The following is a 14127-nucleotide window of genomic DNA, read 5'->3' as shown; positions in this document are numbered from 1 at the left end:
ACCCCAGGGCTAAAGCCCGTTCCCCGACGGCCCTGTGAGACCCAAGGCTCAAGCCCTGGGGTACCTGGAAGCCAAGACCACGGCTTCAGGCTGCGGCGGGTTCGTGGCTGAAGCGGTGGTGGAGGATGAGGGCGAGGAACGGGGTGACGAGCGCGGCCCACTCGGCGAAGATGCGGAGCTCGACCAGAACGCCTACCACCATCATGCCGAGGAACCAGAGGGCCATGACGCCACCGGCGGCAGCGCTGTAGGCGGGGTTGCGGATCCAGCGGCGGCAGGCGATGACGATGGGCAGGGTGAAGGCACAGACGCTGAGCAGGACAGGCCACTGCTGGGGGAGGAGGAACTTCAGGTTCTGTCTGGCGTGGCTGGCGAAGAGGCCGTTGTCGCCATCCATGGGATTGCCCTGGAAGCGATGGGCGAGGTAGAGCTTGATGGCGATCCAGAGGGCGGTGAGGATGATGGCGTTCAGGGCGATGACGGACGGCTTTGCTTTTTTTCCAACGGAATTCCACAGGATGTAGAAGAGGACGAGGAAGATGGTGGTCTCACGGTTGAAGGTGGCGATGAGAAAGACGGGGTAGAGACCGAGGAGGCGTCCGGTGACGATGAGCCAGATGCCGAGGGCGAAGAAGGCGAGCGAGGGGACGTCGTAGGGGGCGGTGTAGTTGAGGCCCCAGGTGCTGGCGAGGTCGAAGTAGGACATGAGGACGACGAGGAGGGCGATCCAGCGGGCGAGCGAGGCGTCTCCGGTGAGGGCCTGGATAGTGCCGCGGGTGGCGTAGACGGCGGCGAGCATGCCGAAGAAGGCGAGCAGCGCCATGACGAGGGAGGGGACGGTGTGGTCGCCGAAGGGGAGGTGGGCGGCTACTTTCGTCAGGGCGTGGACATGCCCGGCGGCTCGCATGAGGAGCATGGGGAGTTCGCGGTTCTGGTAGGGGAGGCGCTCGTGGCCGGCGACGTAGTCGGGGAGGCGGAGGAAGACGCTTTCGGCCATGTAGGCGAGCATGAAATGGAGGCAGAGGAGGAGGGTGAAGAGCGTGCGGCCGAAGCGGGCGAGGGCGGTTTCGGGGCCGAAGATGCCTGCGGTCGGGGTGCTCATGGGGGGTGGATCTCCTTGGTGGGTGTGAGTGCAATAGTAAACGGGGGGGGTGGACGGGCATGGTGAGACGTCCGCGGTGGCGCCCAGATCTCAGGAGCGCGCTGTGGGGAGCGGATTCCGGGATTGGTAAAAAGCTTGGAATCTGTTGACTCCGTGCAGGATTTCAACTATTCTGGACACTCGCGCAGTCTCTCTGCACGTCCGGGTGGTTGTTTGCCTGAAGATGTGATTCGAGAAGACGACGTTGTGGATCCACCTGGGGCGGCTTTTTTGAGTCTGGCCCCTGAAGCACCCACTCCTCAGGCCCCATCCAGGCTTTGTGCGGACCCGAAGCAGTCAGATGTTTGACGCGTATTGGAGATGCGTTTTCTCCATGGTGTCGGGCGTTTCCTGCGTCAAGGCTTTTCCGCGAGCGGTAGGATACTGCGCGCATGCACTAAAAAATCGTTCCACTTCGATTCTTCCGATGTACGCCGACCCAGGAAGACGGCAGAACCAAGGAGTACTCCGCAGTGACTAACAACTTCACCACGATTCCGAGTGGCAAGAACATTCAGCGCAAGTGGTATGTGATCGACGCAACGGGCAAGACGCTCGGCCGTCTCGCGACCACCGCCGCCTCCGTGCTCGCCGGCAAGATGAACCCGCTGTACACGCCGTACATCGACATGGGCGACCATATTGTCGTCATCAACTGCGAGAAGATTGTGCTGACCGGCATGAAGTCGAGCCAGAAGCTTTATCGCCGTTACACGGGTTTCCCGGGTGGACTTCGCGAAGAGTCCTTCGTCAAGCTGCTTGCGCGCCGTCCTGAGGCGATTGTGGAGCAGGCCATCAAGGGCATGCTGCCGAAGAGCAAGATGGGTCGCCAGATGGCGACGAAGCTGAAGGTCTACAAGGGTTCGCAGCATCCTCACCTTGCCCAGCAGCCAGAGCCTCTTGAGTTCCACGCTTCCAACGCTCCCAAGGCGTAAGGCGTAAACGGACAAGCACCATCATCGGCACACCTCACGCCGGGGCAATGAAGCCCGAGAGGAAAGTTCAAGGAGCACCATGGCAGATCTGATCCAGTTTTACGGTACCGGCCGCCGCAAGTCGAGCATTGCTCGCGTCTTCCTGCGTCCCGGAAGCGGCAAGTTCACCGTCAACAAGAAGGACGTGGACGTTTACTTCGTCACCGCCCAGCAGCGTGCAGCGGCCAAGCGGTCGCTTGGCATCGCCGACATCGGCGAGACCTTCGATGTGCTCACCACGGTTCGTGGTGGGGGCGTCATGGGCCAGGCCGACGCGGTCAAGCTCGGCATTGCGCGCGCGCTGATGGAGTTCAACCCCGAGCTGCGCAAGGCTCTCAAGGCAGAAGGCCTTGTGACCCGCGATTCGCGCGGCAAGGAACGCAAGAAGTACGGACAGAAGGGCGCACGCGCTCGCTTCCAGTTCTCGAAGCGCTAGTCCGAGCAGTTCTAAGTTGGAGGTTGTCAGTTGTAGGTTGGGCTTGCTCACTTACAACTGGCAACTTAGAACTTACAACTTAGTCGCAGCACCCTTCTTCTTCAACCGGGAGAAGGTTTGGAGTTCAATTTCCCGACGCTTCATTGCCAGGGATCAATCCAGACCGCGGAGCGATGGTCCAACAGAGCCCCTCCGGGCAAGGTCTATAAACAGGAGCCAATTATGGCAAGCATTACGATGAAGGAACTGCTCGAAGCAGGCGTACACTTCGGCCACCAGACCAAGCGTTGGAACCCGAAGATGAAGGAATACATCTTCGGTGAGCGCAATGGCATTTACATTATCGATCTGCAGAAGACCTTGAAGATGTTCAAGGAAGCTTCGAAGTTCGTGACCGATCTGACCTCGACGGGCAAGCTGATCCTGTTCGTCGGCACGAAGCGCCAGGCCCAGGATGCGATCGCTGAGGAAGCGACCCGCGCCGGCATGCCGTACATCAACTCGCGCTGGCTGGGTGGTCTTCTGACCAACTGGGTGACGGTGCAGAAGTCGGTGAAGCGTCTTGCCGAGCTCGACGACATGTCGACCGATGGCCGCTATGAGCTGCTGACGAAGAAGGAAGTCATCAAGCTGGAGCGCGAGCGCAAGAGCCTGTCGACGAACCTGTCGGGTATCAAGAACATGAAGCGCCTGCCGGATGCGATCTTCATCGTCGACTCGAACAACGAGGCGATTGCTGTTTCGGAAGCGCGCAAGCTGGGCATCCCGGTTGTCGCGGTTGTGGATACGAACTGCGATCCGACCGTGGTCGACTATGTGATCCCTGGTAACGACGACGCGCTGCGTGCGATTCGCCTGTTTACCACGAAGATTGCCGATTCGGCGTACGAGGGTGTGCAGATGGTTTCGGAGCGTGCGTTTGCGACCGAGTCCGCTGATGTGACGCCGATCGCGACCGAAGCGCACTTCCTGGGCGAGGACGAGGAAGGCAACACGATCGTTGCCGACGCGCCTGTGCAGGAGTCTGCCGGAACCGCTGAGGCAGCCACGGAAGACGAGACGGTGGATCTGGAAGCCGCTCTTGGAGGCAACATCCGCAAGGCCCCTTCGGCCGAGACGGAGCCTGAGCTCGAGGCTGAGCCGGCTCCCGTAGAAGCCACCGCATAAGTAAGCCACAAGTCTCAACCGAGAGAGCGTGGCTGCGAAACGCGACCACGCTCTTTCTGCGTCCGGCCCTGCCTGATGCAACCGAAACGAAACATTTGTCGCATACGCTGACAAGAGAAAAGGGAAACGACATGTCTACCGATACCGCTGTGAAGATTGACGCCAAGCTTGTAAAGGAACTCCGCGAAAAGTCCGGTGCCCCGATGGGCGACTGTTTGAAGGCCCTGCAGGAATCGAAGGGCGACATGGACGGCGCGTTTGTGGTGCTGCGTAAGCGCGGCATGGCTTCGGCCGCGAAGAAGGCGACGCGCACGACGAACGAGGGCGCGGTTGGCACGTACATCCATGCCGGCGGCAAGATCGGCGTGCTGCTCGAGCTGAACTGCGAGTCGGATTTCGTCGCCGTGACGGAAGACTTCCAGGAGCTGCTGCGCGACATCGCGATGCACATTGCTGCGACGGATCCTCGCTACATCGGCCGGAACGAAGTGCCGCAGTCGGACCTGGACCGCGAGAAGGAAGTCTTCCTGGCGCAGCCTGCGATGAAGGGCAAGCCGGAGGCCGTGGTGGCGAAGATTCTCGAGGGCAAGATCTCGAAGTTCTACGAGGAGGTCTGCCTGCTGGATCAGCCGTTCATCAAGGAAGCGACGCAGACGATTCAACAGTTGATTGCAACCAAGATCGGCAAGCTCGGCGAGAACATCAGCGTGCGCCGGTTTGCTCGCTTCAAGGTTGGCGCGTCCGATTGGACCGTCGCCCAGGCAAAGATTGCAACGGAGGAGACCCAGGCATAGGCCTATCTCCGATCCGCAGCACACCACGAGCCTGGGCGACAGCCCAGGCTCTTTCTTTTGCTCCGAAGGCGAGCTGCGCTGACGGAACAACCCAACCTCGGTACTTCGCCGCCGTGGCGAAAAGGCCAGAAAGGAACTACTTGTATGCAGATGATTGATGACATTCCCGTATGGGGAACGCACGAAGCCAACACGCTGGAGCAGGCGAAGGTGTGTGCGCGGACCGCAGACCACTTCGCGCTGATGGCCGATGGGCATCTTGGCTATGGCGTGCCGATTGGCGGTGTGATTGCCTCCGAGACGCGGATCTCGCCTACGGCTGTGGGCTTCGATATTGCGTGCGGCAATAAGGCGGTGCTGCTGGATATGCCGGGGGCGGAGCTGCGGGCGAACATCCACACGATTATGGACGACATCTGGAACACGCTTTCGTTTGGCGTGGGGCGGAGGAACAACGAGAACAACAAGGACTCACCGTTCATTACGGATGAGCATGAGGGATGGCTGACTGAGGCGGCGAAGCCTTTGAAGCACAAGGCGAATGCGCAGCTTGGGACGATCGGCAGCGGGAACCACTATGTCGATCTGTTCACGGACGAACAGGACCGCGTCTGGTGCGGGGTGCACTTCGGTTCGAGGGGACTCGGGCACGGCATCGCTACGTGGTTCCTGAAGGCCGCGGGCGCGCAGGACGGGATGATGGTCGATCCGGTGTGGTTCGACGTCGAGAGCGATCTGGGCGCGCAGTATATTGCGGCCATGCAGCTTGGCGGAACGTATGCGTACGCCGGCCGGGACTGGGTGTGCGCCCGTGTGGCTCGGTTGCTGGGCGCGGAGGTGGTGGAGGAGGTGCACAACCACCACAACTATGCGTGGCGGGAGGAGCATGACGGCAAGTCCATGTGGGTTTGCCGGAAAGGCGCTACTCCGGCGTTTCCGGGGCAGAAGGGCTTTGTCGGGGGAACGATGGGGGAGATCTCCGTCATTCTCGAGGGTCTGGATGCTCCTGAGGCGAAGCTGAGCCTGCGTTCGACGGTGCATGGTGCGGGTCGTGTGATGGGCCGGAAGATGGCTACGGGCACGGTCGACCGGAAGACCGGCGTCTTGAAGCGCGAGGGGCTGGTGAAGCCGGAGATGATGGAAGGCTGGCTGCAGCGTGGCGGGGTTGTGCTGCGGGGCGGCGGGCTGGATGAGTCTCCGGACTGCTACAAGAGGCTGCCCGAGGTGCTGGCAGCGCATGGGGAGACGATCCGTGTGCTGCATACGCTGACGCCGGTTGGTGTGGCGATGGCAGGGGCGAATGAGTTTGATCCTTATAAGGATTGAGCCTGGGCCTTCCTGTTCCTTCGCGTCTTGCGGAGGGACAGGAAGGCTTTAAGAGCAAAGGCCAGAGCCGAAACGATTCTTTTCGGGAATCTCAGTACAGGATTGTAAAGACAGAAGCTTTTTGGCCTGGCTGAGGCCAGGCCCTTCCGGTTTGCGTCCACGGATAGTCAGGTGGGACGGTTCGGTCACTTGATTGGATGGGATGGAGTGGGGATGCTTGGTACAGTGATAGATATCCCCAACGAGTGAGGTTTTATGCGTCCTCTGGCTGCTGTTTCTTTGCTTCTTTCCTTTGTGGCTCAGCCTGCGGTGCAGGCGCAACGGGCTTCGCCTTATCTCGGGTATTCTGCGGCTTCTTCAGCTACGGAACAGACGTGGGAGTCGAAGTTTCGGGCTCTTCCCGAGGCGCCGCGCGTTCATGCCAACATGCTGAAGCTGGCCGCGCACCCGCACCACGTCGGATCGGCGGCGCAGAAGGCCAACGCCGAGTGGGTGCTGGCGCAGTACAGGTCCTGGGGATGGGACGCGCACATCGAGCAGTTCGACGTGCTGTTTCCCACGCCCAAGACGCAGCTCGTCGAGCTGCTGGGGCCGAAGCCGTACACGCTGAAGCTGGATGAGCCGGAGACTGTCGATCCGTATACGCATGAGACGGCGACGCGTCTGCCGAGCTACAACATCTACTCGGCGGATGGCGATGTGACGGCTCCGGTGGTGTATGTGAACTACGGGATGCTCGACGACTATGCGGAGCTGGCGCGGCACAACATCTCGGTGAAGGGCGCGATTGTGCTGGCGCGTTATGGCGGCGGGTGGCGCGGGTTGAAGCCGAAGCTGGCGTATGAGCATGGCGCTGTGGGGTGCATCATCTACTCCGACCCGGCGGACGATGGGTATGGCGTGGACGATGTGTTGCCCAAGGGGCCGATGCGGCCTCCGTTCGGGGCGCAGCGCGGTTCGGTTTCGGACTCGCCGCTGTATGCGGGCGATCCGCTGACGCCTGGGGTGGGGTCGGTTCCTGGGGCGAAGCGGTTGAAGATCTCCGAAGCCAAGACGATCATGAAGATTCCGGTGCTGCCGATCGGATATGGCGATGCACAGCCGATTCTGGAGGCGCTGGATGGGGCGGCGGTGCCGGCGGCGTGGCGGGGTGGGTTGCCGCTGACGTATCACTTTGGGCCGAGCGTGGCGAAGGTGCATATGAAGCTGACCTTCAACTGGGATACGAAGCCGGTGTACGACGTGATTGCGACGATGGTGGGTTCGGTAGAGCCGGATGTGTGGGTGGTGCGGGGGAACCACTATGACGGATGGGTGAATGGCGCGGACGATCCGGTCTCGGGGCAGTCCGGCTTGCTGGAGGAGGCGCGAGCGCTGGGTGAGTTGCACAAGCAGGGATGGACGCCGAAGCGGACGCTGATCTATACGGCGTGGGATGGCGAGGAGCCGGGGCTGATCGGGTCGACGGAGTGGGCCGAGACGCATGGCGAGGAGCTCTCGAAGAAGGTTGCGGTGTATGTGAACTCGGATGAGAGCAATCGCGGATTTCTGAGCGCGGGTGGGTCGCACTCGATGGAGCACCTGATCAACGATGTGGCGAAGGATGTGATCGATCCGGAGACCAAGGCTACGGTTTGGCAGAGGCAGCAGGCAGGCATGCTGACGCGGGGCGGACGGGGCGGCGTGAAGCTGGACCCGGGGAGCACGACGATTCCGATCGGGGCGATTGGGTCGGGATCAGACTTTGCGGGGTTCCTGGACCACTTTGCGATCGCTTCCATCGATCTGGGGTTTGGCGGGGAGGATCGTTCGGGCACGTATCACTCGGCGTATGACACGCCGTGGTTTATCGATCACTTCGGGGATAAGACGGGATCGTATGGGGTGGCGCTGGCGCAGACGGCGGGCACACTGGTGATGCGGATGGCGGATGCGGATGTTCTGCCGTACGACTTCTCCAACCTAGCGACGACGATCAAGGGCTATGACGCGGAGCTGAAGCAACTGGTGAAGACGAAGCAGCAGGAGTCGGTGGTACGGCAGAGGAATCTCGACGCAGGCTTGTACAAGCTGGCGGCGGATCCGCAGGTGCCGCTGGCGATGCCGGAAGAGCTGCCAGCTCCGCCGGAGATCGACTTCAGCGCGCTGGATCAGGCGGTGACGGCGCTGGGCGCGGCGGCGGAAAACTTCAACCAGGCGCGAGCGACGATGAAGGGGGCGACTCCGGCGCAGCTTGCGGCGCTGAATGCGCAGTTGGCGTTGACGGAGAGGAAATTCCTGTCGACGGCGGGTCTGCCGGGGAGACCGTGGGTGCGGAACACGTTGTATGCGCCGGGGATGTACACGGGGTATGGGGCGAAGACGATTCCCGGGGTGCGGGAGGCGATCGAGGACGGGCGGTATCCGGAGGCGATCGAGCAGATGGTGATTGCGGCGAAGGCGATCGAGGATGAGGCGAAGTTTATCAACGAGATCGCGGCTTCTGTTCCGCGCTAACCGCAGAAGCCGTTGCCCCGGGTCAGATTCCGTCTGACCTGGGGCTTTTCTTTTTGAAGCACTTCTTTGCTGTGGCCGCATCCAACCGGGATATAGGTTGGGCGTCTGTGCCGTTGGGCTCATATTCCTGTTGCGGCGCGGGTGTATAAGCAGCGGAGAGGGAAGGGAATCGACCGGTATGCGTGTCCTCGTCCTGAACGGTGGGTCTTCGTCGATCAAGTTCTCGGTGTATGAGACGGCGGTGGGCGATCCACGGCTGTTGGTGGATGGAGAGCTGAGCAACGCCGGGATGCCCGGGCAGACGCTTGTGGTGGGGGGCGATCCTGTTCCGGCTTCGTCTGGCCCGCCGATGGAGCAGGTGCTGGCCGCGGTTCCTTCGGAGCCGCCGATCGATGCGGTGGGGTATCGGGTGGTGCATCCGGGGCCGAAGATCCGCGACCATGTGCGGATTACGGCGGCGGTGCTGGAGGAGTTGACGCAGGCGATTGCGTTTGCGCCGCTGCATGATCCGGCGGTCATCGAGATGATACATGCGGGAATGGCGCGCTATCCGGCGCTGCCGCACTACGCTTGTTTCGACACGGTGTTCCACCAGACGATGCCGGTGGAGACTACGACGTATCCGATTCCGCTGGCGTGGCGGGACAAGGGCGTTCATCGCTATGGGTTTCATGGGCTGAGCTGCGAGTCGGTGGTGTATCAACTGCGGGCGGTGGCGGGGCTGAGCTTTCCGAAGAGGATGGTGATCGCGCACCTGGGTTCGGGATGCAGTGTGACGGCGGTGGTGGAGGGGAAGTCGGTCGATACGTCGATGGGGCTGACCCCCACGGGCGGTGTGTTGATGGGAACGCGGCCGGGCGATCTCGATCCGGGGCTGGTGTTTTATCTGCTGCGGCAGCCGGGGGCCACGGTGGATTCGGTGGAGCGGATGCTGAACCATGACTCCGGACTGATGGCGCTGGGCGGTATCAACGACATGCGGAGGCTGCGTGCGGCGAAGGATGCGGCGTCGCATTTGGCGATTGCGATCTTCGTGCAGAGCGTGCGGCGGGCGATCGGCGGGATGGTGGCGCTGCATGGGCTGGATGCGCTTGTGTTTACCGGGGGGATTGGGGAGCACGATGCGAAGACGCGGTGGGCCTTAGGCAATGGCTTCAGTCACTCTGCGCTGATCGATACCGAGATTGAGTTTGCGGCGAATGAGCTGCCGGCGAAGGGCCTGCGCAAGGTCAGCGATGAGGATTCGCCGTATAGCGTGTTTGTCGTCCCGGCGGAGGAGGATCTGATGATCGCCCTGCATGTCCAACGAATGGCATCCAATGGTTGGTGACTGCGGTCACATTGTGTTTCCGGTCACTGAACAACAATCGAAAGAGCACTTGATAAGGACGCCCCATGACGACTCCCCAGACGCCTGCCGTACTCACTCCTGAAGAGCTTCGCCTGACCCATGCTTACTGGCGCGCGTGCAACTATCTCTGCGCGGGCATGCTGTATCTGCGGGAGAATCCGCTGCTGCGCGAGCCGCTGAAGCCGGAGCACATCAAGAATAGGCTGCTTGGGCACTGGGGATCGGACCCCGGGCAGAGCTTTATCTGGGTGCATCTGAACCGGCTGATCAAGAAGTACAACCTCGATCTGATCTATCTGTCGGGGCCTGGGCATGGGGCGCCGGCGACTTTGTCGAACTGCTATCTGGAGGGCGTTTACTCGGAGGTGTATCCGAGCATCACGCAGGACGTTGAGGGCTTGCAGAAGTTTTTCAAGCAGTTCTCGTTTCCGGGTGGGATTGGAAGCCACTGCACGCCGGAGACGCCGGGGTCGATCCACGAGGGTGGCGAACTGGGGTACTCGCTGTCGCATGGGTTTGGCGCGGCGTTCGACAATCCGGACCTGATCGTGACGGTCTGCGTGGGCGATGGCGAGGCGGAGACGGGGCCGCTCGCGACCTCGTGGCACGCGAACAAGTTTCTGAACCCGATTACGGATGGCGCGGTGCTGCCCATCCTGCATTTGAACGGGTACAAGATCGCGAACCCGACGATTCTTGCGCGCATCTCGGCCGAGGAGCTGGAGCAGTTGTTCCTTGGATACGGCTGGACGCCGCACGTCATTGAGGGCGACGACCCGGAGGTGATGCACCAGAAGATGGCTGCGCTGACCGAGCAGTGCATCCTCGACATCCAGGCGATCCAGGCGAAGGCGCGTGCGGGCGGCGAGCCTGTGGAGAGGCCGCGGTGGCCGATGATTATCATGCGCACGCCCAAGGGCTGGACGGCGCCGAAGGAGATTGACGGGCACAAGCTTGAAGGCTCGTGGCGCGCGCACCAGATGCCGATTCTCGATCCGGTCACCAATCCGGCGCACATGGCGCTGCTGGAAGGGTGGCTGCGCAGCTATAAGCCGGAGGAGCTGTTCGATGAAAACGGGACGCTGCTTGCGGAGATTCGGGCGCTGGCTCCGGAGGGGACGAGCCGCATCTCGGGCAATCCGCATGCGAACGGCGGGCTGTTGCGCAAGCCGCTCTCCATGCCTGACTTCCGCGACTACGCACTGGACGTGAAGAAGCCGGGGCAGGTCGAAGTCTCCTCGACGGCGACGATCGCGAAGTTTCTCTGCGACGTGATGCGGCAGAATATGACGAGCTTCCGGGTGTTCGGCCCGGATGAGACGGCTTCGAACAAGCTGGACGGGATCTACCCGGGATCGCATGGCAAGACGTGGGTGAACGCCACGCTGCCCGAGGATGCGGACGGGGGGTATCTCTCACCGGAGGGGCGCGTGATGGAGATGCTCTCGGAGCACACGCTCGAGGGCTGGTTCGAGGGCTACGTGCTGACGGGGCGGCATGGGTTTCTTTCGTCGTATGAGGCGTTCATCCACATCATCGATTCGATGTTCAACCAGCATGCGAAGTGGCTGGAGAAGTCGAAGCTGGAGCTGCGGTGGCGGGCTTCGATCTCGTCGGTCAATCTGCTGATCAGTTCGCTGGTCTGGCGGCAGGATCATAACGGATTCACTCACCAGGATCCGGGATTCCTGGATCTGGTGACGAACAAGAGCCCGGAGATTACGCGCATCTATCTTCCACCCGACGCGAACTGCCTGTTGTCGGTGACGGATCATATTCTGCGGTCGACGGATTATGTGAACGTCGTGGTGGCGGACAAGGCACCGCATCTGCAGTACCTGACGATGGACCAGGCGATCAAGCACTGCACCAAGGGCATCGGGATCTGGGATTTTGCGTCTTCGGACGCGGGGCACGAGCCGGATGTGGTGGTGGCGTGCGCGGGGGACATTCCCACGTCCGAGGCGCTGGCTGCCGTGGCGATTCTGCGGGAGCACTGCAAGGACCTGAAGATCCGGTTCGTCAATGTCGTCGACCTGTTCCGGCTGATGCCCGAGAGGCAGCATCCGCATGGGTTGAGCGATCACGAGTTCGATTCGCTGTTCACCAAGGACAAGCCAGTCATCTTCAACTTCCATGCGTATCCGACGCTGATCCACAAGCTGACCTACCGGCGGACGAACCACGACAACATCCATGTGCGCGGGTACAACGAGAAGGGCAACATCAATACGCCGCTGGAGCTGGCGATCCTGAACAAGGTGGATCGTTATCACATTGCGATGGACGTGATCGACCGCGTGCCGAGCTTGCAGGTGTCGGCGGCGCACCTGAAGGAGTGGCTGACGGACCAGATGATCGATGCAGTGAACTATGCGCACCAGGAGGGAATCGACCGGAAGGAGATTCGTGAGTGGAAGTGGCCTTTATAGGGCCACGCACGACGGTGCTTGCAGGCTACGTTACTTTCGCGTGAAAGAAAAAGGTTGCCCTGTGGAAAAAACTTGACTCGATTTGCCTTGATGACGTACACACAAGCTACCGGCTTCTCGCACTCGGAGGGCTAGACCGTAGAGTCCCGGAATACGGCGTGAATGAAGGTACGTTGAAACGATGACCTGCAACAGGTGCCAATCCGAAGCTTGCAACACGTTCCCAGCCGATGTGCGTATCTACATGAACAACTCCCGGACGGTGGCCGCACCACCGATGAACCCGGGTCCGACGATTGCGGTGTGTCTGAGTTGCGGTTGGTCGGAGTTTAACGCGCCTCCGGGCTGGCTGGCTGCGGGATGGCTGCGACCGATTCCCGCGCCTGCGTATAAGGGCTTTAACGGCCCGTCGCGCTAGGCTCTTGTCTCCACATTGTCCAGTTTTATCCAGCCACGTTGTGTGTGGTGGATAAACCATTTAACAATGAGTTTCCGATGGTGGGAAAGGCCTGCTTTTGTCGTCGATCCGACAGATCCTATGCTAGTCTTCGAGGGTCGAGCTACCGCACCGCAGGTCTCATCGTTCGAGACGCTCGCTATCTTTGGAGGTCTCTTGTCATGAAGCAATTCTCCTGCGGAGATGTTGTTCCCGGTTGCACGGCAAAGTTTACCTACGAGACGCAGGAGGAGATTCTGGAGGCGGTCGCGGTTCACGCGGAGGATGCCCATGGAATCAAAGAGGTCACGCCAGACCTGATCTCCCTGATCACCGCCCGTATACAAGAAGTTCGGTTTGCATAGGGAACTCCGGGTGGATCGTTTGTGTTCGTCAGTATCCCCCGGTTGAGATCGCGTGGCTTATTTTGAAACGAGAATGCCGGTCTGCTGGATAACGCGATCTTTGTGGCGCTTCTCGACCGTCTGATCGACGGTTCGCTCCCGTTCGTGTTCCACTACCAGCCGATCGTCGATTTGCGGCGCGCCACGGTGGTAGGGTACGAGGCGCTGGTGCGGTTTCCGCCGGAGATTGGGCTTGCCCCCGATGTCTGTTTCCAGGCAGCGGGGCTGTGCGGACGCCGCATGGATCTCGAGGAGGCCGTGCTGACGCGTTCGCTGGCGGCGCGATGCAATCTTCCGCCGAACTGCTTTCTGAGCATCAATCTGAGCCCAACCTTTCTGCTGACGCCGCGCTGGGACGCGGTGCTTGCGGCAACGGGTTCGCTGGCGGGCGTGGTGATCGAGATTACGGAGCAGGACCGGGTGGAGGACTACGACCGGATTCGTCCGAAGATCGACCTGATCCGCGCCCAGCAGGGATGGGTCGCGGTGGACGATGCGGGCTCGGGGTACGCGTCGCTGAAGCACATCATGGAGCTGAAGCCGGACTTTGTGAAGCTGGACCGGTTCTTCGTGGGGAACTGCCATGCGGAGAACTCGAAGACGACGCTGATCCAGATGATCGGGCATGCGACGGACCGGCTGGACGCATGGATTGTGGCCGAGGGCGTGGAGACGCCGGATGAGTTGGATGAACTGTTGCGGCTGGAGGTTCCGCTCGCGCAGGGGTTCTTCCTGGGGCGACCCAAGCCCGATATGCTTCCGCTTCCGGTTGAAGTCACGGCGATTCTGCGGGAACGCGCGCGGGTGCTGGAGCATCATGGAAGCCTGCTGGCGCACGCGGACCGGTGCGTCATTGCCGCGACCCGCGACGAGGCGGAGAGGATTATCCAGAACGCGGACGAGCCGGATTTTGCCGTCGTCCTCGACGAGTTTCAGCGAGCTCTTTTCCTGCTGGAGGTTCACCCTCTGCTTGGTGTGCGCGAGGTGAAGGATTTTATGCGGGTGCAGCTTTCGAACGACGCCAGGACGATTCTGCAGCGCGCCCTGACGCGCCCGGCGACGCATCATTTCGACCCGATCGTCGTGCTCGATGAGCAGGGGGGCTTTCAGGCTGTGGTTCGGATCGACCGGCTGATGCGCAGCGTTCTCGACGCCCGGGATTACTGATGG

Annotated in this window: 11 protein-coding genes; 10 read left to right on the top strand and 1 reads right to left on the bottom strand. The window is 61.3% G+C overall.

Annotation, left to right across the window (positions count from 1 at the left end; translation table 11 throughout):
- Nucleotides 1-85: 85 nt before the first annotated feature.
- A complete protein-coding gene (locus tag BM400_RS01490; protein WP_089835962.1) occupies nt 86-1102 on the bottom strand; it encodes a hypothetical protein in 1017 nt (338 codons plus the stop codon).
- A 512-nt stretch (nt 1103-1614) separates the two neighbouring features.
- Between BM400_RS01490 and rplM the strand changes: the two genes are divergently transcribed.
- The 10 genes from rplM (at nt 1615) to BM400_RS01440 (ending at nt 14124) form a co-directional block, all read left to right on the top strand.
- Nucleotides 1615-2076 (top strand): 50S ribosomal protein L13, encoded by a 462-nt coding sequence (gene rplM / locus BM400_RS01485; protein ID WP_245781623.1) that lies wholly within the window; start codon nt 1615-1617, stop codon nt 2074-2076.
- Nucleotides 2077-2155: 79 nt separating this feature from the next.
- Nucleotides 2156-2551: a 30S ribosomal protein S9 gene (gene rpsI / locus BM400_RS01480; protein ID WP_089835960.1), complete on the top strand. Its 396-nt coding sequence runs from the start codon at nt 2156-2158 to the stop codon at nt 2549-2551.
- 222 nt (nt 2552-2773) lie between these two features.
- The gene (gene rpsB, locus BM400_RS01475) at nt 2774-3718 is read left to right on the top strand and encodes a 30S ribosomal protein S2 (protein ID WP_089835958.1); all 945 of its coding nucleotides are present in this window, start codon (nt 2774-2776) and stop codon (nt 3716-3718) included.
- Between the two features lie 131 nt (nt 3719-3849).
- A complete protein-coding gene (locus BM400_RS01470; protein ID WP_089835956.1) occupies nt 3850-4512 on the top strand; it encodes a translation elongation factor Ts in 663 nt (220 codons plus the stop codon).
- 144 nt (nt 4513-4656) lie between these two features.
- Nucleotides 4657-5838 (top strand): RtcB family protein, encoded by a 1182-nt coding sequence (locus BM400_RS01465; protein WP_089835954.1) that lies wholly within the window; start codon nt 4657-4659, stop codon nt 5836-5838.
- Between the two features lie 255 nt (nt 5839-6093).
- On the top strand, nt 6094-8334 hold the full coding sequence (locus BM400_RS01460; RefSeq protein WP_089835952.1) for a transferrin receptor-like dimerization domain-containing protein: 2241 nt from the start codon (nt 6094-6096) through the stop codon (nt 8332-8334).
- A gap of 178 nt (nt 8335-8512) precedes the next feature.
- The gene (locus BM400_RS01455; RefSeq protein ID WP_089835950.1) at nt 8513-9664 is read left to right on the top strand and encodes an acetate/propionate family kinase; all 1152 of its coding nucleotides are present in this window, start codon (nt 8513-8515) and stop codon (nt 9662-9664) included.
- 65 nt (nt 9665-9729) lie between these two features.
- Nucleotides 9730-12117 (top strand): phosphoketolase family protein, encoded by a 2388-nt coding sequence (locus tag BM400_RS01450; protein ID WP_089835948.1) that lies wholly within the window; start codon nt 9730-9732, stop codon nt 12115-12117.
- A gap of 618 nt (nt 12118-12735) precedes the next feature.
- Complete coding sequence (locus BM400_RS01445; protein ID WP_089835946.1) at nt 12736-12918, top strand: DUF1059 domain-containing protein; 183 nt, start codon at nt 12736-12738, stop codon at nt 12916-12918.
- Between the two features lie 102 nt (nt 12919-13020).
- Entirely contained in the window at nt 13021-14124 is a 1104-nt protein-coding gene (locus tag BM400_RS01440; protein WP_175528812.1) for an EAL domain-containing protein, read from the top strand.
- The last annotated feature ends 3 nt before the right edge of the window (nt 14125-14127 follow it).

It is taken from the genome of Granulicella pectinivorans, from assembly GCF_900114625.1.
Classification (GTDB): Bacteria; Acidobacteriota; Terriglobia; order Terriglobales; family Acidobacteriaceae; genus Edaphobacter; species Edaphobacter pectinivorans.
Note: the sequence above shows the minus strand (reverse complement) of the source record. Positions and strands in the feature narration are given on the sequence as shown.

Coding starts and splice junctions, on each gene's coding strand:
- BM400_RS01450 (WP_089835948.1), top strand. CDS start 9,730: ATGACGACTCCCCAGACGCCTGCCGTACTCACTCCTGAAGAGCTTCGC.
- BM400_RS01470 (WP_089835956.1), top strand. CDS start 3,850: ATGTCTACCGATACCGCTGTGAAGATTGACGCCAAGCTTGTAAAGGAA.
- BM400_RS01460 (WP_089835952.1), top strand. CDS start 6,094: ATGCGTCCTCTGGCTGCTGTTTCTTTGCTTCTTTCCTTTGTGGCTCAG.
- BM400_RS01455 (WP_089835950.1), top strand. CDS start 8,513: ATGCGTGTCCTCGTCCTGAACGGTGGGTCTTCGTCGATCAAGTTCTCG.
- BM400_RS01465 (WP_089835954.1), top strand. CDS start 4,657: ATGCAGATGATTGATGACATTCCCGTATGGGGAACGCACGAAGCCAAC.
- rpsB (WP_089835958.1), top strand. CDS start 2,774: ATGGCAAGCATTACGATGAAGGAACTGCTCGAAGCAGGCGTACACTTC.
- BM400_RS01490 (WP_089835962.1), bottom strand. CDS start 1,102: ATGAGCACCCCGACCGCAGGCATCTTCGGCCCCGAAACCGCCCTCGCC.
- BM400_RS01445 (WP_089835946.1), top strand. CDS start 12,736: ATGAAGCAATTCTCCTGCGGAGATGTTGTTCCCGGTTGCACGGCAAAG.
- rpsI (WP_089835960.1), top strand. CDS start 2,156: ATGGCAGATCTGATCCAGTTTTACGGTACCGGCCGCCGCAAGTCGAGC.